Genomic DNA, 19286 nt, shown 5'->3' on the forward strand with positions numbered 1-19286 from the left:
CCTGCAAGCGCCTGCTTGTCGTAGGAGGGCCTTCAGGCCCGATGCTTTCCTCTCAAATCGCCGCGCTACGCGCCAACTTCCTGTAGGAGCGACGCAAGTCGCGACCGCGGCCTCTGAGTTGCGACGCAAGTGCGGTTGCGCAGTCGCGACTTGCGTCGCTCCTACAGCTAGCCCAGATCGATCCGAAGCCCCTGTAGGAGCGACGCAAGTCGCGACCGCGCCAATACAACCACGACGCAACTACCGCGCGCCCGTCACCGCACCGAATCGACGTGGTAATCCGCATGCGGCCGCTCGAAAAACTGCCGCCCCAGCGCCTCGGCCGCCGCCATCGCTCCGTGCCGATCTTCGGCTACCGACCCGCGCCGATCCCCTTGCCCATGCACCGCGCCGACGAACTGCGAGTGGGTGTAGCGCGCGTACTCCTGCATCTGGTTGACCAGGCTCAGTGCGATAGTCGGATACATCTCCTCCGACGCGGTCAGCAGCGCCACCCGCTTGCCCTGGATGCGCTCGCGCACCCGCTGCGAATCGGGATAGCTGCGCGCCACATAGCAGAACATCCGGTCGAAGAACGCCTTGGCCTGCGACGACATGCCGTACCAATACACCGGCGAGGCCAGGGCGAACCCGTCGGCGTCGAGGAAATGCTCGAAGAAGAAATCCGCGTAACCGTCGTCGATGCGACAACGTCCGTGCTCGTCGCGGCAGTCGCGACAATCGCGCAGGAAGGTCTGCATCAGGTCGTCGGCGAAATGCAGTGAGGCGTCGAGGCCGGCATCCTGCGCTCCGCGCAGGGCGGCTTCGGCGAGCACGGCACTGTTGCCGTTGCGGCGGGGGCTGGCGACGAGGATCAGCAGGCGGCGGGGGCGGTCGGGAGTCATCGGTTGGCTGTCGTAGTGAGGGCTGGGATGAATCTAGTTCGCGACATCGACTGCCTCAAATGACGATAATTGATCCGACATGAGCCAGATTCAGGCCTGACGCGATGTTCGCCGAGCTCCCCCTGACCGCCCTGCGCAGCTTCGAAGCCGCCGCTCGCCTGTCCAGCTTCAAGGCCGCGGCCGAGGAGCTGCACGTCACCCCGACCGCGATCTCGCACCAGATCCGCCAGCTCGAAAGCTGGCTCGGCCGGCCCCTGTTCCAGCGCCAGCCGCGCGGCGTCGCCCTCACCGACGACGGCCGCCGGCTGTTTCGCGACGTCCACGGCGCCCTGCTTGAAGTGGCGCAATCCGTCGCTGCGTTGCGTCCGCGTCCCGACGCCGGCTGCCTGACCGTCACCACCTCGACCTCATTCGCCGCGCTATGGCTGGTGCCGCGGCTGGGCCGCTTCTACGTCCGCCACCCCGACATCGCCGTGCGCATCGACACCAGCGCGCAGGTGGTCGACCTGGAACAGAACGCCGGTGTCGACCTGGCGATCCGCTACGGCGGCGCGGTGCCGGCCCGCCTGCACCGACACGGCGGCCTGCGCGAATTCTTCGGCGTGTACGGCGCGCCGGGGCGGACGCAGGCCGAAGCGGCGAAGTCGTCGCCGACCTTGATCTCGGTGGAGTGGGGCGATTCGCAGCTGTACTGCCGCACCTGGGAAGCGTGGTGCGAACGCGCCGGTGTGGATTGGCTGCAACGCGCGCCGACGGTGCGGGCATACGACGAAGAGCATTACGCGATGTACGCCGCCGGTGCGGGGCAGGGCTTGGTGCTGGCGAGTTCGGTCGTCGTCGCCGGCAATCTCGCACGTGGGTTGCTGGAGGCGTATCGGCCGGAGATCGCGGTGCTGGGCGAGACTTACCACGTGCTGTGCGTGCCGGGGCGCGAGCGACATCCGCCGGTGCGGGCGTTTTTGGCGTGGTTGGACGAAGAGATGGAGGCTTCGGAGCCTGCGTCGTAGCTGCGGATTCGCGGTCGCGACTTGCGTCGCTCCTACAGCGGCTTCGGACCCACCTGGGCTACCTGTAGGAGCGACGCAAGTCGCGACCGCGCCAATTCACCGACGACGCAAGCCGCTGTTGTGGGAGGGCCTTCAGGCCCGATGCTCTTGTTCCCGATGGCAGCGACCTCAGAGAAAAGCATCGGGCCTGAAGGCCCTCCCACAACAGCAGGCCAGCACCTCAGCTCAACGCCATCTCCTTCGGCAACCACCCCAACGCAAACTCCCGCAACGCCCGCACCCGCGCCGAGCGCCGCAAATCCGGATGTATCGCGAACCACAACTCCGTCGGCACCTCCGTCAACGGCTGCGACACCCGCTTCACCCCGCCCGCCGCATCGGCGAAATAGCAAGGCAACAAGGCCTTGCCGACCCCGGCCTTGCACGCCGCCAACGCCGCAGGCAGCGAATTCACCCGCATCGCGATCCGCGCCTCGTCGACGTTCGCGCGCAGCCACAGCGCCGACGACAGATGCGACAGATTGTCGTCGAACCCGACCCACGCACCCTCGCTCAAGGCCTCGCGCTTGCCGACCTTCGCGCCGCTCGCCGCATACACTGCCGTCGCGATCGACCCCACCCGCCGCACCGACAACCCGCTCGGCATCAACGCGCACGCCCGCAGCGCCACATCCGCCTCGGGCTGCTGCAGGTTCACGAACGCATTCGACACCAGCAGATCGCAGCCGATCTGCGGATGCGCCGCGGCGAACGCCGCGCACAAGCGCGCCGCCACGTCCGCCAGCGTGTCCGGAATCGTGATCCGCAACCGCGCGCCGCCGCGCGCATCGCGCCCGGCCAACTGCCGCTGCAACTGGTCGGCATCGTCGAGAATCCGCTGCGCGCCTTCTATCGCGACCGCGCCGGCCTCGGTTGCCGTATAGCCCGTGCGGCTGCGCCGGAACAACGGCGTCCCCGCGCGCGCCTCGATCCCGGCCAGCCGCCGGAACGCGCTGGAGTGATCCAGCGCCAACGCCTTGGCCGCGCCGCTGAGGCTACCGTGCGCGCCGATCGCGCGCAGCAGTTCGAAGTCTTCCAACGACAGGCGGGCGGTTTGTCGCATGCGCAAGCGATCCTTGGGAAGGCGCCGTATTCCGCGCGCCGGGCCGGACGAGGAGAGTAGCGCCATCTCCTCACGGACCCCACCCATGAAGCTCTACTACACCCCGCACACCTGCTCGTTCGCCCCGCACATCGTCGCCCGCGAACTCGGCCTGCCGCTGGACCTGCGCCGCGTGCGTCTCGGCGCCGAGGCGCGCGTGCTGGCCGAGGACCGCGACTACCGCGAACTGAGCCCGCTCGGCTACGTCCCGCTGCTGCAGCTCGACGACGGCCGCCTGCTGCGCGAAGGCGTGGCGATCCTGCGTTACCTCGGCGACCAGGACCCGGCCGCCGGCCTCAGCGCCCCGCTCGGCAGTTTCGAGCGCGCCGAACAGGACCAGTGGCTGACCTTCATCAACTCCGAGCTGCACAAGACCTTCAGCCCGTGGCTGTTCCACCCCGAATACGGCGAAGCACCGGGCCGCATCGCCGGCGAGCGCCTGCAGCCGCGGCTGGCCCTGGTCGACCGGCACCTCGAAGGCCGCGAATTCCTCGGCGAACGCTTCGGCATCGCCGACGCCTATCTCTACACCGTGGCCGGCTGGGCGCGGTTGCTGAAGCTCGACCTCGCGCCGTATCCGCACCTGGCCGCATACCTCGCCCGCCTGGACCAGCGCCCGAGCGTGCGCGAAGCGCTGCGCGCCGAGCGCGAGGACGCCAAGCCATGAGCGCCGGGACCGCCTGGATCATGCTGATCGCCGCGGGCCTGATCGACGTGGCCTGGGCGCTGAGCATGAAGTTGTCGAACGGCTACACCCGGCCCGGCTGGACCGCGGTGTCGTTGATCGCGCTGGCCGCGTTCGTGTGGCTGCTGGGGCGGGCGTTGACGGCGTTGCCGGTGGGCGTGGCGTATGCGGTGTGGACCGGGATCGGCGCGGCGGGGACGGTGTTGATCGGGTCGGTGTTGTTCGGCGAGGCGATCACGCCGTTGAAGCTGGGCGGGGTGGGGCTGATCGTTGGCGGCATCGTGTTGTTGCGTAGCGCGCCGGCTTGAGGGTTCTCGGCGGACGGGTCGTCTCGCCGTAGTTCGGTTGTCGCGGTCGCGACTTGCGTCGCTCCTACAGGTAGCCCAGATGGGTCCGACGCCCCTGTAGGAGCGACGCAAGTCGCGACCGCGCAACCCTCCGCCGGGACCGAAACCTTCCGCTGCGCCCAAACCGCATCCCAATACGGATACTCCCGCACCCGCTCCACCAACCCCGCCCGCACCGGATTCATCACCACATACCTCGCCATAGCCACCAACCCCTCCTCCTTCCGCAACGCCCGGTCGTGATACGCCGACCCCCACACCGCCCAAGGCACTGCCGCCCCCATCGCCGCGCGAATCCGCCGCGAACTCGCGCACTTCAGCTGCCGCACCAACGCCGGCAACGACTCGTCCGGCCCGAGCTCAACCACGCCATGCCAGTGATCCGGCATCAGCACCCAGGCCAGCAGCGTCGATCGCTGCCAGGAGCGTCGGTCCAGCAGGGCGGCAATCGCGGCCTCGGCCAATCGCCCGTCGGCGAACCAGGCGGCGCGCCCGTCCGTCACGAAAGTCAGCAGATAAATCCGCTGCGCCTCCGAGACCCGGCCGCGCCGCAGCGCCGCATGGCCGCGAATCGGCGCGAGGGCCATCGATTCGTCCATGAATCCAGCGTCGGCGGGCGGCCCGGGACGCCAAATCGGGAAAAGCCGTCGGGCCGTGTCGGATTAAGCCCGGTAGGTATGTAGCGTCGGCCATCGAGGTAACGCGGTCGCGGCTCGCGCCGCTCCTACATGGGCTATCTGTAGGAGCGGCGCGAGCCGCGACCGCGCCAATACAACCGCCGGCGCCACCCACCACACGCCCGCGTATCCACCCAAACCCCCTAGCCAAAACGGACTATCCCACCCCTCCGACCACCTAAAGCAAGCCGATCCGTCGCCCCCGTTTGTTAGACTCGACACTCTAATCCGCCCCCACAAACACGAGGCGCGGCCACGGGGCCGCGAGATCGATGAACCAGCCGCTTGCCAGCTCCCTGCACGACCTGCTGCAGAACGACCCCGACCCGACCGAGACCCAGGAATGGGTCGAATCCGTCCAGGCGGTCATCGCCCGCGACGGCGCCGAGCGCGCCCACCAATTGCTGGAGGGCATGGTTGAAGTCACCCGCCGCGCCGGCGCCCACCTGCCGTTCCAGCCCACCACCGAATACATCAACACCATCCCGCCGCACCTGGAGGCCAAGAGCCCCGGCGACGCCGCGATGGAATGGCGCATCCGCTCGCTGATCCGCTGGAACGCGATGGCGATGGTCGTGCGCGCCAACCGCAAGCCCGGCGACCTCGGCGGCCACATCGCCAGCTTCGCGTCCGCGGCCACCCTGTACGACGTCGGCTTCAACCACTTCTGGCGCGCGCCCTCGGCCGACCACCCGGGCGACCTCATCGGCATCCAGGGCCACAGCTCGCCGGGCATCTACGCGCGCTCGTTCCTCGAAGGCCGCATCAGCGAATCGCAGATCGACAACTTCCGCATGGAAGTCGACGGCCGCGGTGTCAGCTCCTACCCGCACCCGTGGCTGATGCCGGATTACTGGCAGATCCCGACCGTGTCGATGGGCCTGGGTCCGATCAGCGCGATCTACCAGGCGCGCAACTGGAAATACCTCGAAGGCCGCGGCCTGATGCCGAAGTCCGACCGCAAGGTCTGGGCCTTCCTCGGCGACGGCGAGACGGATGAGCCCGAATCGCTCGGCGCGATCTCGGTCGCCGGCCGCGAAGGCCTCGACAACCTGATCTTCGTCGTCAACTGCAACCTGCAGCGCCTCGACGGCCCGGTGCGCGGCAACGGCAAGATCATTCAAGAGCTGGAAGGCCAGTTCCGCGGCGCCGGCTGGAACGTCATCAAGACCATCTGGGGCAGCTACTGGGATCCGCTCCTGGCGCGCGACACCACCGGCAAGCTGCGCCAGCTGATGATGGAAACCGTCGACGGCGAATACCAGAACTGCAAAGCCTTCGGCGGCAAGTACACCCGCGACAACTTCTTCGGCAAGTACCCGGAAACCGCCGCGCTGGTCGCCAACCTGTCCGACGAGGACATCTGGCGCCTCAACCGCGGCGGCCACGACCCGCACAAGGTCTACGCCGCGTACCACGAAGCGGTGAACACCAAGGGCATGCCGACCGTGATCCTGGCCAAGACGGTCAAGGGCTACGGCATGGGCGCGTCGGGCGAATCGCTGAACCCGACCCACGGCACCAAGAAGATGGACGACGAAGCCGTCCGCCTGTTCCGCGACCGCTTCAACATCCCGGTCAGCGACGAACAGCTGAAGGACGGCGCCGTGCCGTTCTTCCACCCCGGCGACAAGTCGCCGGAAATCGAATACATGCACGAGCGCCGCAAGGCGCTGGGCGGCTACCTGCCGCAGCGCCGGCGCAAGGCCAGCACCTCGCTCGACGTGCCGAAGCTCGAAACCTACGACCGCCTGCTTAAGAGCACCGGCGAGCGCGAGATCAGCACCACCATGTCGTTCGTGCAGGCGCTGAACATCGCGTTGCGCGACAAGCAGGTCGGCCCGCGCCTGGTGCCCATCGTCGCCGACGAAGCCCGCACCTTCGGCATGGAAGGCCTGTTCCGCCAGCTCGGCATCTACGCCCCGCACGGCCAGAAGTACAAGCCGGTCGACCGCGACCAGCTGATGTACTACCGCGAAGACACCACCGGCCAGGTGCTGGAAGAAGGCATCACCGAAGCCGGCGCGTTCGCGTCCTGGCTCGCCGCCGCGACCAGCTACAGCACCAACGACCTGCAGATGCTGCCGCTGTACATCTACTACTCGATGTTCGGCTTCCAGCGCATCGGCGACAGCGCCTGGCAGGCTGCCGACATGCGCGCGCGCGGCTTCCTGCTCGGCGCCACCGCCGGCCGCACCACCTTGAACGGCGAAGGCCTGCAGCACGAAGACGGCCACAGCATGGTCCAGGCCGGCCTGATCCCGAACTGCCGCAGCTACGACCCCACCTTCAGCTACGAAGTGGTGACCCTGTTCCAGCACGGCATGCAGCGCATGCTGACCGAACAGCAGGATGAGTACTGGTACCTCACCCTGATGAACGAAAACTACCCGCACCCCGACATGCCCGAAGGCGCCGCCGACGGCATCATCAAGGGCATGTACCTGCTGAAGGACGCCGGCAAGCCGAAGAAGGGCGAACTGCGCGTACAGCTGATGGGCAGCGGCACGATCCTGCGCGAAGCCATCGCCGCGGCCGAGCTGCTGGACAAGGACTTCGGCGTCACCGCCGACATCTGGTCCTGCCCGAGCTTCAACGAACTCGCCCGCGACGCGACCGACTGCGAGCGCTTCAACCGCTTCAACCCGGAAGCGAAGACGCCGCGTAAGCCGTACATCACCGAACTGCTGGAAGGGCGTCAGGGCCCGGCGATCGCTGCGACCGACTACATTCGTGTGTATCCGGAGCAGGTGCGCGCTTACGTGCCGATGCGCTACACCGTGTTGGGTACGGATGGGTTCGGGCGGTCGGATACGCGCGCGAACCTGCGGCGTCACTTCGAGGTCGATCGGTACTACATCGCCCATGCGGCCATTGCGGCGCTGGCGGCGGAAGGGAAGATGACCGGGAAGGATGTGGCGAGGGCTATCAAGCAGTACAAGATTGATGTGGAGAAGCCCAACCCCTTGGGAGTTTGAGCTCTACAACTGGCTATAAAAAAGGCGGCTCAGGCCGCCTTTTTTTCTGCACTCATCGACTGAGACAGCCCTAGCCTAAATTTCCAAAATTGCATTTCCTCCGGCTTGACGCCCCATGCTCCTGCTGTCCGGTAGTCCTTGTGAACTTAGAGATGTTTGATTCCTACGAGCGAACCCCAGATTTGGAGGCTGCCATCATTGCTATGGCAAACCACAACGAAACCAACAGAGGGGCCGTGTTTACTCGGCCCGAAGTGGTTGAGTCCATTCTGGATCTAGTTGGTTATTCGATTGATCGTGAACTACACACGATGAGGCTGTTGGAGCCTTCTTTTGGCGCCGGCGATTTTCTTCTGGCCGCTGTCAGGCGCTTGCTTGTTTCATATCAAAATTCTGGGGGCGCAACTGCGAAGGCCGGGAAAGACTTGCGGGATGCTATTCAAGCGGTAGAAATTCACGTCGAAACCTATGATCAGACCTTCTTGAATCTAAAGAACGTTTTGGTTCAATGGGGTATGCGCCCGCGTTCGGCGTCATATCTATGCAAGGCCTGGCTAATTAATGATGATTTTCTGCTTGCGTCGATAAAGGGGCGGTTTGACTTCGTTGTAGGCAATCCACCATATGTTCGGCAAGAGCGAATTAATAGCAGCTTGCTAGCGGAATACAGGCGTCGATATAAGACGCTGTTTGATAGAGCAGATCTCTATGTACCGTTTTTTGAAAGATCACTGGATCTTTTGAGCGATGATGGCGTACTCGGCTACATATGTGCGAATAGGTGGCTGAAGAATCGCTATGGTGGACCGCTGAGAGAGAAGATTTCCAGCGGTTACTGGTTGAAGTACTTTGTGGGGATGGAGAGTTTTAAAGCCTTCTTTTCGGACGTAATTGCATATCCTGCAATTACCATCATCCAGCGCTCAGAAAAGATTGGAGTTACGCGGGCCGTCGGTGGCGAGGGCGAATGTATAAGTTCGTTGGCTGCCATAACTAAAGCTTTGCGTTCGCGCGGAAGTGCTCGTGGAGTAGTCGAGGAAATAGTCCTCAAGCGCGATAGTGACGAGCCGTTGCTTCTGGATGATATTCCAAGGCTAGCTCTCTTACGCCGTATTGAGCGCGACTTCCACACTATCGAGCAGGCTCAATGTAAAGTTGGTATAGGTGTTGCTACTGGCTGTGACCGAGTTTATATAAAGCCACGAGGCGAACTTCCAGTTGAGTCCGAGCGGAAGTTGCCGATAGTGATGGCAAAGGATCTAATTGGCGGAGAGATTCATTGGGGCGAGAACGAGCTCTTGAATCCATTTGATGAGTCTGGAGCGTTGGTAGCGATTGACGAGTATCCAAAATTCAAACGCTACCTAATGAAGCATCATGGCCTGATTGCAGCTAGAAATGTTGCAAGACGTAATGAGTTAGGCTGGTTTCGTACTATCGACAAAGTACATCCCGAGCTGCTGAAAACGCCAAAAATATTGGTTCCTGATATAAAAGGTGAGGGGGTTTTCGTCATTGACGAAGGGAGGTATTACCCGCACCACAATCTTTACTTTATTACTTCGCGTGAGTGGGATCTTAGGGCGCTACAGGCCGTGCTGCGATCATCGCTAACCCTAATGACTGTAGCTACATACTGCACGAGAATGGCGGGAGGATTCCTTAGATTTCAAGCTCAGTACCTTCGCCGAATTCGTGTTCCTGCCTGGAATGATGTCGATTCCACCATGCGAGAGAGGCTAGTATCAGTGGCCCGTTCAAATTCGCAAAATGAGATTGATAAAGTGGTTGGCCAGCTCTTTGGGCTCAATAGCGAAGATGCAGAGCATGTCTCCCGTGTCGCAGCATCTATTCGTGCTAACAAAGGAAAAGTCGCATGAGTATTTCGTTGCTGCCGCCGAATTTTGACGATCTCACTAGAGCTGCCGTCGATAAGTTTTGGAACTCTAGGGGGAGTGGGGTTGTCAATATTAGTCAAGGAGGAGGTAGGGATGCCGTAGTTGGAGGCAAGAACATGGACGGCTTTGTGAGCATCGTTCACGCTATCGTTGAGCATTGTGGCTTGCCGGCAGATATTGTGCATGTGCGGAAATCACAGGTTGTTCTGCCGGGGTTCTTCCGAGCGACGAAGAACTGGGACGTTCTAGTCATCTATCAGCATCGATTGCTGGGTGTTTTTGAATTTAAGTCGCAAGTGGGTTCGTTTGGGAACAACTTTAATAATCGTAGTGAAGAAGTAATTGGCTCGGCTGCTGACCTTTGGGTCGCGCATCATCATGGCGCTTATGGTAGCCGCATGGAACCTCGGGTGAGCCCAGATGCCCAAATTGAGTTCGCGCTCGCTCCATCGGTTCAGTCGGATCCCCGCCCGCCATTTCTAGCTTGGCTCATGCTGCTGGAGGAAAGTGAGGCGTCCATGAGGTCGGTTAGATGCGATGAGCCACACTATCCAGTTTTTCCGGAGTTTCAGGGGGCGTCATATGCGCGCCGCTATCAGATTCTTTGCGAAAGGCTTGTAGAGCGGCAGTTGTATAGTGCAGCGGCTCTTGAGCTTACTGTAAAGGGGGAGCTAGAACATAGGGCTCTATCCCCCGCGACGAGTATACGTAATCTTTTTAGTGAATTTTCTGGAAGGCTTCTGGCGGCTCAGCACTCCTAAAGTCTGGCGGCATATGATTTTTCAACTTTGAAAAAAGCCGAGCTTAGCTCGGCTTTTTTATTACTTACTTCGGGAGCGCATTGCATCGGCTTAAGTCGTAATTTTCTGCTATAGACTAGGCCATAGAGAAGCTATGTAGGCGAGTTCAGCGTCGATCATCGGTTTAAGAGCCTTCTTGCCAGGCACGTACTCAAATGGTTTGGAATTCTTGACGTCGAGAACCACGACCTTTGCCTTGTTTTTTATCAGTGGTCTAAGGGACTTCTCCATCAGCTCCGTTATAATCTCAGTTCTCAGCTTTGTTAGCTTTTCCGATTTCATGTACATCTTGATGATGTAATTGGTGTCGTCAATCGTGAGGCCAAGTTCAGGATTGACAGAAATCTCTATTCCGAGATTGCTGTATGTTGTGGTGGGCGGCGGAAACCACGCGAGTGTTTTTTTGCCCCACCACTTACTATAACCCTTGATCATGCCGGGGTAGTGATCAAGACGTTTCGAATCGGCTGTCTTTAGAAGGATATTCTTTAAGTCTATTTTATCTCCATCTTGCTTGTGAAGCTCGACTACGCCGTCGCGGAATATCTTATAGAAATCTTGGGCGGGCCCATATTCGGGGCGGTTCTTGATTTGAGCCACTTTAGTGGCTTTGGGTGTTCCAGACTTAGATACAACATCAATGAAATCGGTTAAAGATATTCTCGTCATCTGGTGGGCTCTCTATTGATAGGTTCGTTCCTGGGTTTGCTCCTGGTGCGTAGCTGAAAATAGAAAATATTCCCATAAATAGATTGAGGAAATTGTTTTAGATGGGTTCCGGGTGTTAAGAAAATAGTGCGGCTTTCTGATTTTTATGCTCAAAGGCGTCCCGTGAAGCTCGGGGTCTTATGAGCATTAATTTATAGCCACGGAAACTGCGGGTGTGGTGTTCACGACCTGCTTCTATTTGCCACTCCAAAAGGTATATGGACTGACGGCAGAACAGACGCTACGGGGTCGAGATGCAATCGCTGATCGTCAAAAAATATGTGTGGCTTCAGTACCTGTAGGACTGCCTTTTTTTCTATTCCGCCAAGAAAAAAAGCCTCGTTAACCGTAATTTCCCATGCGCGCATCGTATTTATCACTCGCTCGTGTGATGGCGCGTTTCGCGCGGTCACGATGCTGACTCGTAGTTTTGGGCGGTAACGAGCGTCAGTATTGGCACGCTCCTGTTCCATTTTCTGGATGTGGGATATTTTCTTTAGAAACTCAGCCAAGAGGCCAGGAGGGTGGGGTATATTTATTCGCTCTTTCTCGTGATCGTGGAAATCAGCTAAATCTTTTGTTTCTTGATAGACGGCCTCTGCTTCATCATCTGCAATAACTCCATCAAAATCGAAAGCAATTCGTAGCTCGCTATCCGTGACATTGTCGGGCGAAGCGGTAGAAAGAACTTGGCCGGCTGGATAGCTCGCTAACATTGCTTGCTTTACGTCTAATTCATTGGCAGATAAAAATAAGCTGATGTCTAGTGCCGGAATATAGTCGAGAGGGGCTCTGCCTTGTAGAAAAACTGCCCGAGTCATAGGAAGGCCATGATGCTGAATGGATTTCATGACTCGTAATCCAGTGTCGGGATCGTTTCGAGACAAAAGTATTACTTCAACCGGCGGATTTTTAGGGTCCAACTCGTTGAGTGAAAGTAGTCGTCGGATGAACGGAAATGCCACGCCGTGCTTAAGTGGCACAGATTGATTGGCTCGTTGAAAATCACGATACGCCTCTTCGCCTTCTGTTCTGAACACATAGTCAGAGTCGGTAAGGTCAAAAAGTGCACTCGAAGCTAGTCCAATGACTAAGCGATTTTTCAGGTCGTATGGCATCCAGCCGTCCCCCTAGACGGACTCAACATTCATGTACAGAGCAGGGCAGATATGTACCGCCTGTCTGAGACTATGTGCTTTTGATGATGCTTTTCAAGAAGGTCGACGGTTGAGATGGCCATCGAAAATGGCTGGTTCGATGGCCGGTTTGCGGCTCACTTTGCGTTGCGTCAGTCCTTTGTCGTTCGGACGTTGGTTTTGATTGAGGCTTTGCGCTGCACTAGAGTGTGTAACCATCATGGCGGCGGCCAATGGATTACGTTTAACGTAATTACGATTATCGTAATTGACGGCGGTTGATTAAACCGCAACCCTCTTGCCGCGACCGACACAGGTCGTTACCGCCTATCTCCACTCGAGACAGGCTGTCTTAATGGGCTAAAGGCAGAAGGAGCTGGGCATGTCTGTGGGTTTGCCGCAAGAAACCGCCGCGGTCCGCATCAACCGCTACGAAAAGGGCGTCCACGACGCCGATCTGGCCACCGCGCGCCGCATCGCGCAGTCGCTGGGCGTGCCGCTCGCCTTCCTCTACGCCGACACCGACGTGCTGGCCGAGGCCATCCTGACCCTGGGCCTGCTGTCCAAGTCCGAGCAGCGCAAGGCCGTGGCCGACCTCAAGGCCCGGCTGGCGCAGGCGGGCGGGGCGGGCGGTGAGCCGACTGGGAAGTCCTAGCCGTGACGGGGCTCAGCGGGTCATCGGCCGATCGGGCGTAGGCGTGGGGTGCACCAGGGATTGGTCTACGGAGGCGGTCACTGCTTCCAGCGCGCGCAGCGAATCGTTCAGCGGAACCGTAGACGCATGCTGAGTTTCGACGTGCGAGCGTTTCTGGGCCGGGTCATCCAGCCGGCCCTCTACGGCGATGACGTTTCGACCGATTTCGCCGCCGGCGTGCTGGCTCAGCACCACATGATCGATCCGGCCCAGACCGTCGCGCTTCGCCTGCGTCGCCAGGCAACCCGCGATGCAGTCGAGGGCTTCTGGATTCAGTGAGCGGCCCTGTCGCTCGAAGGCCTCGCGCGTCAGTTCCCGCGTTTGCCGCCAGGACGCTTGGCTGTGCTCATCGCGCTCAGGGGCCGATCCGGTGCGAGGTTCATGAGGGGCATCCGGTGCTTGGCCCGGCAGTGGGTTGGATCGCCGGAAATATTCGTAGTCGCGCAGGTACAAGTCGCGATGTGTCAGTCGGCCGTCCTGGTTCTGATCGCTCAATGGCTCCGACCGCGTGTAGGGCCGATCCGCGATTTGCTTGGCGATCCGGTCGACCATGGTGGCGGAGTCCGCGCCCTGCTTCCAGTCGTTGTACATCTGTGCGAGCTCAAGTCCCGGCAAGTAGCCCAGGTCCTGCCAGCGCGCAGAGTACGTGGACTTGTCCTTGAGTTCGTCGATGATCGGGAACGCGTTGAAGATGGCCTGGGCTTCGAGCTTGCTTCGGTAGTCGACGTACTCCTCCTTGGAGCCGTCCAGCGGGAACTTGATCGCGGCCGTGTTGTAGCGGTCGTGGCCGATCTCGTGCGCCAGGGTCGTGAACATCGACTGCTCCATGAGCAGGAACTTTTCGGCGTCCGGCCCGCGGAGCGCGTCATAGGTATTGCTGCCTATTCGAATGACCGGGGGCTCGGTGGCTTGGTAGTACGGCAGGTCGAGGCGCTGCGAGCTGTCGATCCGGCCGTCTTTGCGAAAGAATTCCGCGAAATCTTCGCTGGCATGAGGCGATTGCCTGATCCATTGTTTCGTGCGTTCAGGCATGCGTGCAAATTCGGCACTGCCATCCAGGACGGCCAGGTCTTGACGATGCTTGGCGCTGCGGTCCGTGCTTTCCATCACTGCCCCGTTGTCCGTGGGTTCTGACACGGCTTGTCGACCGCATCTTCCGCGCCTAGGCTAACGTCATGGAACAGGGAGTGTCGATTCGTATGAGACGTCCTAAGATTCGCAGCCATGCAATCTGTGCGATTTTCTTGCTGTTATCTACAGGTTGCCTCAGTAAACCGGATGGAAATTCGGTGCGAAAGGAACATGTCGCCGCATTGGAAGCGCAGGACATTCTCCGGCTTCCGCTTGAGCAGGGAGCCGTTGGCTATGATCGCGTCGCCGAGGCTCTTCGTTCAGTGGTCCATTTCAAGGTGTTCCGGCAGGAACCGCCCATCCTGAAAGCTGCGGGATCGATCACGCTTACCGACGGAATCGTTGTGAGTGACGTAACCGTTGAGGACTATAAGGGACAACGGAAGTTGAGTTTGGCCTTCGACAGCGACAAGTGCTTCCCGCTCGCGCAAGTCGCGGGGATAACTGATGTGCAAATCGCGAAAGCTCTCCCGCAAGAGCACGACGACGAACACGGCCGCACCTTCACCACGAAGAGGAACGGCATGCTGGCGATAGTTTCTACCGCTGGACCCGGCTCCGAATGCGTAGGCTCCATTGTCCTGGCACAGTCGGGAGCCTGATCGAGATCCCTCACTGAGGTGCCCAACGCGCGCCGAACCGCGCAGTCGCTGGGCGTCCCGCTCGCCTTCCTCTACGCCGACACCGACGTGCTGGCCGAGGCCATCCTGACCCTGGGCCTGCTGTCCAAGTCCGAGCAGCGCAAGGCCGTGGCCGACCTCAAGGCCTGGCTGGCGCGGGCGGGCGGGGCGGCCGAACCGGCTGCGAAATCTTAGCCTCGCCGGAGGCGGGGTTAGCGGGTTAGCGGTCGATCGGGTGTAGGCGCGGAGTGCGTCAGGGATTGATCCACGGAAGTGGTGATTGCCTCCATTGCACGCAGCGAATCGCTCAGCGGAACCAATGCCGCGATTTGCGTCTCGACGTGCGAGCGTTTCTGGGCAGGATCGTCCAGTCGACCCTCTACAGCGATGACGTTCCGACCGATTTCGCCGCCGGCGTGCTGGCTCAACAGCACATGGTCGATCCGGTCCAGGCCGTCGCGCGCGGCTTGAGCGGCCAGGCAGCCGGCGATGCAATCCAGCACTTGGTCGCTGGGCTTTAGTCCATGCTGGGCGAATGCTTCCTGCGTCCTCTCGCGTGTGTTCCGCCAAAGCGCGTCTTCGGGGTTCGCGCTACCGTGATCGTTTCGCTGCGGCTGCTTCGGTTCCCCGTCGCTTCCTCGCCCGGACGGCTGAGCTTCGCTCTTAGGCCGCAGCACGCGCTCGAAGTCCCGTAGGTAGGCGTCGCGATGGGTCAGCACGCCGTTGCCGTCTTGATCGGTCAACGATCCGCCGAGGGTGTATCGCGTATCGGCTACTTTGCTGGCGATGGCTGAGACGACTTGCTTGTCGTTCAATTCGCCGCCGCTCCATTCGCGGTACAGCTTGGCCAGCTCCATACCATGCAGATACCCGATGGAATCGAAGGGCGCTTCTTTCGAAAACTCCGGCGTGTTCTTCAAATCTTTGAAGATCGGGAATGCATTGAAGATAGCGGTGGCTTCGATCTCGCTTCGGTACTGCACGTACTCGTCGCGGGAGCCGCCTGCAGGGAGGGGACGGGTGGTGTTGTCTTTGTCGTGCCCGATTTCATGGGCCAGCATTGCGAACATATGACGCTGCGGCCACGGGTTCGTGCCGTACTGGCGCAGGGCGGTCCATTCGCTCTCGTTCACTACGATCGCCGGTGGCGAGCTGGGGCGATAGAGCGGTTTGGATTGGCTGGGATCGGTCTGAATCGCGCCGCCCTTTTCGAAGAACGTGGCGAAGTCGGCCGTAGCGTTGGGCGAAGCGAGTATCCAGCCGCGAATGTGCTCCGGCATGGCCTGGAAGTTGCGGTTGGTTTCGAGGAAATCCCTTTCCTTTTGGCTCATCGGTCAGGCTCGATATGGATGTAGGAAACGCACTTTTCGTCGGATGTGGTGCTGAAGCTCACCATCACTCCGTTCCGGGTCGCGTCGTAAGTCTGTGGGCCGGGTGTCCGCTCTTGGGTGTGCGGTTTGGCTTGGGTAATTTGGAGCGCGCGCTCGGTTTGGAAACATGGCTCAGCCGCCACAGCCATCGACATAAAGTCGGGGGCGGCGGGCTCCAGCCAGAACATCGAAAGCACGTGCCGGTCTTGCAGCGTCTTGGGCTGGTTGTCGATGCGTTTCGAATCCGCACCCGCGATGCCGTACAGCTTCATCATTGCGGACCGAGTACGGTTTCTGCCTTCGATTCCGGTAAGCGGCGTGGTCAGCAATCGCTCGATCGTAGGCGCCTCATCCGCTTCGACAGTCGATGCGCAGCCGAATGCGGACGAAAGGACGAGCAGGGAGGCGATACTCCAAATGGCGGTCTGCCTTTGGCTGGCGACCTGCGGAGCTTCGGATTCAGTGCGGCAGGTGTCGGTCGTTGACCTCATGTATTCAGATCCTGTGAGGAGCCTGCGGCTGAGTTACACGGCGATAATAGCTCCGAATGATGGCGAGCGGCAGCCGGACGCGCGCGTATGCAGGCTCATAAAGGGCACGCAATCTCAACGCATATTTCCCAAATTTTCGCGCTCGGAGCGGGGCTTGAGTGGTTCGCTACTCGTTGCGAGCCGACTCGCTTATGCTCGCCCCATCTGTAAGGTGCAGCGGTGCACGGAATGCGCAACTTTCAGTTCATTTCGCTTGATTATCGTTCGGCAGATGGCGCGGGAGCGCTTACTTCCGATTCGCGACGGACTGCACCTCAATCGCGCCGTGCAAGTTCCGGATGGGATCGCAAGCGCCCAACGTTGCGCCATCTGCCACGATTCGCGCTAGCAGCGACACTTCTGGTGCTGGGCAGCGCCTGCGCTCACGAGCCCGCCCAGCCTTCTTCCGTATCCAACAAGGAGCAACACGACATGGCGTCGGCCAACACGTTCAAGCCGAGTTCGCTGGCCGAGCACCCCGACCTGACTCCAGCAGCGGTCTCCCGCAAATTCCTCAAATACTTGTCCTCGCTGCAAGGCGTGTCCGATTTATCGCCTGCCGATGTAGCCCGGGAACTGGGCATTCCGTTGAAGCGAACCGCATCCGGTGGCTACGCCTTCCGCATCGCAATACCCGACAGCGGATGGTCCTACGGCGTTGATTTCCTGGAATCCGCCGGCCTGAAGCGAAAAACCTTCAGCCTCGACTTCGCCAACGATCAGCGCGGCCGCGATGTGGGCCCGGTGTGCGAACTCGGGTTGAACGATGCCCTTGCTGAGCTGAGGCATGCCGGTTACGAGGGTGGCCCCGAGTTTGGCGAAATAGGGCAACTGCAGAACTACTCGCTTAGCAGGGGGGAGGTGAACATCATCATCCGCGAGTGGACGATGGCGGCTCCAGACGGCGGCACGGCCACGAAGACTTGCTTGGAATCCATTTCCGTTCACGGAGCGGATTGAATCAAGGCTGGACCCAACTCGCAGTTGGAAGCCGCCTGAACGATCAAGACGCAGCGGCATCATACGAAAGAATCAGCTGTCTTCCGAATGCGGTCGCTCTTTGCAGGACTTGATTCCAGCCCGCAGCGCCGTTTGATCTGCGCCACCTCATCGCGCCGCAACGGCGCCGCAGGCCCTTAGCGCCTGACTCCCCACGACAACCCGCGCGATCGTCCCCCAGAGCCGAACGTTTATCATCAGTGCGAGCATTGTGAGTGCGTGTGCACTTAAGCCACATATTTTCGCCATTTACTCCAAAGCGGTAGGCTGCCCTAACATAGAGCCCTCGATCCATTGCGTTTGAACTTGCAATACTCACGAAACTGGCTCACAAAGTCGGCCACGACAAGTTCAATACGGGTACTGTTAACTTCATGGTCGCCCCCACTCGCAGCCGCAACTCGGTGGCCTGATGGACAGGTCGGGATGGAGTAAGCCGTAGAGGCTTAATCCTTTCCCAGGCCGCATACACGCAGAAGTCGCACAGGAGTTTGTGATGACAAGGATGTGGATCGTGGTCGGCGACCCGACCTCCAGCGGCGGTCGAGTAATTTCAGGCTCGCCGTTCACCGATATCGACGGCAAGCCGGTATCGCGCGTTACCGATTCTGCAATCTGTCCGGTGCATAAAGGCGTATTTCCCATCGTCGATGGGGACAGCACGATGCTCGTTGACGGCCAGCCAGTCGCCCTGCACGGAAGTTCATTGGCGTGCGGTTGCAAGGTGCTCTCGGCGCTGCAGTCCCACGTGCTGGTGGATGCCGGCGGCGCTGCCGCGCCCGCCGTCACGCAGGCCCGCGGCGAGCGCATGCAGGCAGCCAGCGGGCAACACGTCCCTGCCGGGACATCGCCCGCCCCCGCGCCGGGAGCCACCGTTCCACCGCCGGGGCCGCCCTGCAGCATCACATCGCAAACGGTGGCCACCTCGCCATCGAACCGGGCAAGAACCCGGATAGGCGTCGCGGAGCGGGTGCGCCTGCGTTACAACTCGGGAGCCGCGACTTGGCGAATCGTGCGGGGCGGAGGCACGCTGTCGGCGACCAGCGGCTCAACCGTCACGTATACCGCCGGCGAAGCGGCCGCTCAGGTTGAGATCAGCGCGACGGGAAGCAGCGGCACGTGCTCGATCACCCTGGATGTAGTGGAGCCTGCGAGCTGGATCATGAAGCTTGCTGCCGGTCGGCCCAAAAAGCATCGCAACGGTCGCCCGGATTGTGGCTGGCTGGGTGAGTTCTTCGTGCATCCCACCGATGTGAATTTCGAGAACCTGCAGACCCGGGAAGTCGACTCCACCTGCACCGCGTCGGGCGGCATGGCGTGTCAGCACGGAAACAAGCACGGTAGCTATCCAGGCCCTGATTTCGCCAGCCCTTGGTTCCGCTTGACGGGACACACCGCCGATGGAACCACCGACTCCAGCCTGGACCAGATTTACTCCGGTGACTGCGGCGCCGGCAGCACCGGGACCGCCGTTCCGTTCACGGCGGGGCAACTGCATTTCGATATCCGAATGCAATGGCAGGTGTACGGAGCGACGACGGTTCACGATTTCCCACTGCAAGCGCAGGAAAGCCAGCTATTCGCCGATGGTCGCTGCGAAAGCCGGAAGGGCGGCCATACCGAGTCCATCCTGTACTCTGAACCGACTTCATGGTCATGGTAGGCACTTCATGCGCACGCG

20 protein-coding genes and 1 pseudogene are annotated in these 19286 nt (G+C 60.7%); 12 read left to right on the top strand and 9 right to left on the bottom strand.

What is annotated here, in order from left to right; all coding sequences use genetic code 11:
- Positions 1-11: 11 nt before the first annotated feature.
- A complete protein-coding gene (locus RDV84_RS26135; protein WP_425606420.1) occupies positions 12-86 on the top strand; it encodes a DUF6053 domain-containing protein in 75 nt (24 codons plus the stop codon).
- Positions 87-254: 168 nt separating this feature from the next.
- Here the strand turns inward: RDV84_RS26135 and RDV84_RS09385 are convergent, their stop codons facing one another.
- Positions 255-884, bottom strand: coding sequence for a flavodoxin family protein (locus tag RDV84_RS09385; protein ID WP_309153189.1), 630 nt, complete (start codon positions 882-884; stop codon positions 255-257).
- Between the two features lie 104 nt (positions 885-988).
- Between RDV84_RS09385 and RDV84_RS09390 the strand changes: the two genes are divergently transcribed.
- A complete protein-coding gene (locus RDV84_RS09390) occupies positions 989-1891 on the top strand; it encodes a LysR family transcriptional regulator (RefSeq protein ID WP_309153190.1) in 903 nt (300 codons plus the stop codon).
- 32 nt (positions 1892-1923) lie between these two features.
- Here RDV84_RS09390 and RDV84_RS26140 read toward each other — a convergent pair whose 3' ends face one another.
- Together RDV84_RS26140 and RDV84_RS09395 are read right to left on the bottom strand one after the other, a co-directional pair.
- A complete protein-coding gene (locus tag RDV84_RS26140; RefSeq protein ID WP_425608196.1) occupies positions 1924-2211 on the bottom strand; it encodes a DUF6053 domain-containing protein in 288 nt (95 codons plus the stop codon).
- Positions 2112-2993, bottom strand: coding sequence for a LysR family transcriptional regulator (locus tag RDV84_RS09395; RefSeq protein ID WP_309153191.1), 882 nt, complete (start codon positions 2991-2993; stop codon positions 2112-2114). Before RDV84_RS09395 ends, RDV84_RS26140 begins: the two co-directional genes overlap by 100 nt.
- An 85-nt stretch (positions 2994-3078) precedes the next feature.
- Here RDV84_RS09395 and RDV84_RS09400 point away from each other — a divergent pair, with 85 nt between their 5' ends.
- Positions 3079-3699, top strand: coding sequence for a glutathione S-transferase C-terminal domain-containing protein (locus tag RDV84_RS09400; protein ID WP_309153192.1), 621 nt, complete (start codon positions 3079-3081; stop codon positions 3697-3699).
- Entirely contained in the window at positions 3696-4025 is a 330-nt protein-coding gene (locus RDV84_RS09405) for a DMT family transporter (protein ID WP_057949302.1), read from the top strand. Before RDV84_RS09400 ends, RDV84_RS09405 begins: the two co-directional genes overlap by 4 nt.
- A 182-nt stretch (positions 4026-4207) precedes the next feature.
- Here RDV84_RS09405 and RDV84_RS09410 read toward each other — a convergent pair.
- A pseudogene (locus RDV84_RS09410) lies at positions 4208-4663 on the bottom strand (REP-associated tyrosine transposase); the annotation flags it as partial.
- Positions 4664-5013: 350 nt separating this feature from the next.
- Here RDV84_RS09410 and aceE point away from each other — a divergent pair.
- The 3 genes from aceE (at position 5014) to RDV84_RS09425 (ending at position 10378) form a co-directional block, all read left to right on the top strand.
- Positions 5014-7719, top strand: a complete 2706-nt coding sequence (gene aceE, locus RDV84_RS09415) for a pyruvate dehydrogenase (acetyl-transferring), homodimeric type (RefSeq protein WP_309153194.1) — start codon at positions 5014-5016, stop codon at positions 7717-7719.
- 152 nt (positions 7720-7871) lie between these two features.
- On the top strand, positions 7872-9599 hold the full coding sequence (locus RDV84_RS09420; RefSeq protein WP_309153195.1) for an Eco57I restriction-modification methylase domain-containing protein: 1728 nt from the start codon (positions 7872-7874) through the stop codon (positions 9597-9599).
- Positions 9596-10378, top strand: coding sequence for a PaeR7I family type II restriction endonuclease (locus tag RDV84_RS09425; protein ID WP_309153196.1), 783 nt, complete (start codon positions 9596-9598; stop codon positions 10376-10378). Before RDV84_RS09420 ends, RDV84_RS09425 begins: the two co-directional genes overlap by 4 nt.
- Positions 10379-10486: 108 nt before the next feature.
- On the opposite strand, the gene RDV84_RS09430 is transcribed toward RDV84_RS09425, so the two are convergent.
- A complete protein-coding gene (locus RDV84_RS09430; protein ID WP_309153197.1) occupies positions 10487-11086 on the bottom strand; it encodes a hypothetical protein in 600 nt (199 codons plus the stop codon).
- Between the two features lie 221 nt (positions 11087-11307).
- Positions 11308-12243, bottom strand: coding sequence for a 5'-nucleotidase (locus RDV84_RS09435; RefSeq protein WP_309153198.1), 936 nt, complete (start codon positions 12241-12243; stop codon positions 11308-11310).
- A 400-nt stretch (positions 12244-12643) separates the two neighbouring features.
- Between RDV84_RS09435 and RDV84_RS09440 the strand changes: the two genes are divergently transcribed.
- A complete protein-coding gene (locus RDV84_RS09440) occupies positions 12644-12916 on the top strand; it encodes a helix-turn-helix transcriptional regulator (RefSeq protein WP_309153199.1) in 273 nt (90 codons plus the stop codon).
- A gap of 12 nt (positions 12917-12928) precedes the next feature.
- On the opposite strand, the gene RDV84_RS09445 is transcribed toward RDV84_RS09440, so the two are convergent.
- A complete protein-coding gene (locus tag RDV84_RS09445) occupies positions 12929-14062 on the bottom strand; it encodes an XVIPCD domain-containing protein (RefSeq protein WP_309153200.1) in 1134 nt (377 codons plus the stop codon).
- Between the two features lie 68 nt (positions 14063-14130).
- Here RDV84_RS09445 and RDV84_RS09450 point away from each other — a divergent pair, with 68 nt between their 5' ends.
- Together RDV84_RS09450 and RDV84_RS09455 are read left to right on the top strand one after the other, a co-directional pair.
- Positions 14131-14688 (top strand): hypothetical protein, encoded by a 558-nt coding sequence (locus tag RDV84_RS09450; RefSeq protein WP_309153202.1) that lies wholly within the window; start codon positions 14131-14133, stop codon positions 14686-14688.
- 18 nt (positions 14689-14706) lie between these two features.
- On the top strand, positions 14707-14901 hold the full coding sequence (locus RDV84_RS09455; protein WP_309153203.1) for a hypothetical protein: 195 nt from the start codon (positions 14707-14709) through the stop codon (positions 14899-14901).
- 17 nt (positions 14902-14918) lie between these two features.
- Here RDV84_RS09455 and RDV84_RS09460 read toward each other — a convergent pair whose 3' ends face one another.
- Together RDV84_RS09460 and RDV84_RS09465 are read right to left on the bottom strand one after the other, a co-directional pair.
- Complete coding sequence (locus tag RDV84_RS09460; RefSeq protein WP_309153204.1) at positions 14919-16037, bottom strand: XVIPCD domain-containing protein; 1119 nt, start codon at positions 16035-16037, stop codon at positions 14919-14921.
- Positions 16034-16567 carry a hypothetical protein gene (locus RDV84_RS09465; RefSeq protein ID WP_309153206.1) on the bottom strand — a complete coding sequence of 178 codons (534 nt, stop codon included), beginning with the start codon at positions 16565-16567 and terminating at the stop codon, positions 16034-16036. Before RDV84_RS09465 ends, RDV84_RS09460 begins: the two co-directional genes overlap by 4 nt.
- A 471-nt stretch (positions 16568-17038) precedes the next feature.
- Here RDV84_RS09465 and RDV84_RS09470 point away from each other — a divergent pair, with 471 nt between their 5' ends.
- Complete coding sequence (locus RDV84_RS09470) at positions 17039-17566, top strand: hypothetical protein (RefSeq protein ID WP_309153207.1); 528 nt, start codon at positions 17039-17041, stop codon at positions 17564-17566.
- A 544-nt stretch (positions 17567-18110) separates the two neighbouring features.
- Positions 18111-19268 (top strand): PAAR domain-containing protein, encoded by a 1158-nt coding sequence (locus tag RDV84_RS09475; RefSeq protein WP_309153209.1) that lies wholly within the window; start codon positions 18111-18113, stop codon positions 19266-19268.
- The last annotated feature ends 18 nt before the right edge of the window (positions 19269-19286 follow it).

It is taken from the genome of Lysobacter yananisis (genome assembly GCF_031199375.1).
GTDB classification, from domain to species: domain Bacteria; phylum Pseudomonadota; class Gammaproteobacteria; order Xanthomonadales; family Xanthomonadaceae; genus Lysobacter; species Lysobacter yananisis.

Coding starts and splice junctions, on each gene's coding strand:
- RDV84_RS09470 (WP_309153207.1), top strand. CDS start 17,039: ATGGCGTCGGCCAACACGTTCAAGCCGAGTTCGCTGGCCGAGCACCCC.
- RDV84_RS09425 (WP_309153196.1), top strand. CDS start 9,596: ATGAGTATTTCGTTGCTGCCGCCGAATTTTGACGATCTCACTAGAGCT.
- RDV84_RS09465 (WP_309153206.1), bottom strand. CDS start 16,567: ATGAGGTCAACGACCGACACCTGCCGCACTGAATCCGAAGCTCCGCAG.
- RDV84_RS09475 (WP_309153209.1), top strand. CDS start 18,111: ATGTGGATCGTGGTCGGCGACCCGACCTCCAGCGGCGGTCGAGTAATT.
- RDV84_RS09445 (WP_309153200.1), bottom strand. CDS start 14,062: ATGGAAAGCACGGACCGCAGCGCCAAGCATCGTCAAGACCTGGCCGTC.
- RDV84_RS09395 (WP_309153191.1), bottom strand. CDS start 2,993: ATGCGACAAACCGCCCGCCTGTCGTTGGAAGACTTCGAACTGCTGCGC.
- RDV84_RS09450 (WP_309153202.1), top strand. CDS start 14,131: ATGGAACAGGGAGTGTCGATTCGTATGAGACGTCCTAAGATTCGCAGC.
- RDV84_RS09420 (WP_309153195.1), top strand. CDS start 7,872: ATGTTTGATTCCTACGAGCGAACCCCAGATTTGGAGGCTGCCATCATT.
- RDV84_RS09460 (WP_309153204.1), bottom strand. CDS start 16,037: ATGAGCCAAAAGGAAAGGGATTTCCTCGAAACCAACCGCAACTTCCAG.
- aceE (WP_309153194.1), top strand. CDS start 5,014: ATGAACCAGCCGCTTGCCAGCTCCCTGCACGACCTGCTGCAGAACGAC.
- RDV84_RS09405 (WP_057949302.1), top strand. CDS start 3,696: ATGAGCGCCGGGACCGCCTGGATCATGCTGATCGCCGCGGGCCTGATC.
- RDV84_RS09385 (WP_309153189.1), bottom strand. CDS start 884: ATGACTCCCGACCGCCCCCGCCGCCTGCTGATCCTCGTCGCCAGCCCC.
- RDV84_RS09440 (WP_309153199.1), top strand. CDS start 12,644: ATGTCTGTGGGTTTGCCGCAAGAAACCGCCGCGGTCCGCATCAACCGC.
- RDV84_RS09390 (WP_309153190.1), top strand. CDS start 989: ATGTTCGCCGAGCTCCCCCTGACCGCCCTGCGCAGCTTCGAAGCCGCC.
- RDV84_RS09400 (WP_309153192.1), top strand. CDS start 3,079: ATGAAGCTCTACTACACCCCGCACACCTGCTCGTTCGCCCCGCACATC.
- RDV84_RS09435 (WP_309153198.1), bottom strand. CDS start 12,243: ATGCCATACGACCTGAAAAATCGCTTAGTCATTGGACTAGCTTCGAGT.
- RDV84_RS09430 (WP_309153197.1), bottom strand. CDS start 11,086: ATGACGAGAATATCTTTAACCGATTTCATTGATGTTGTATCTAAGTCT.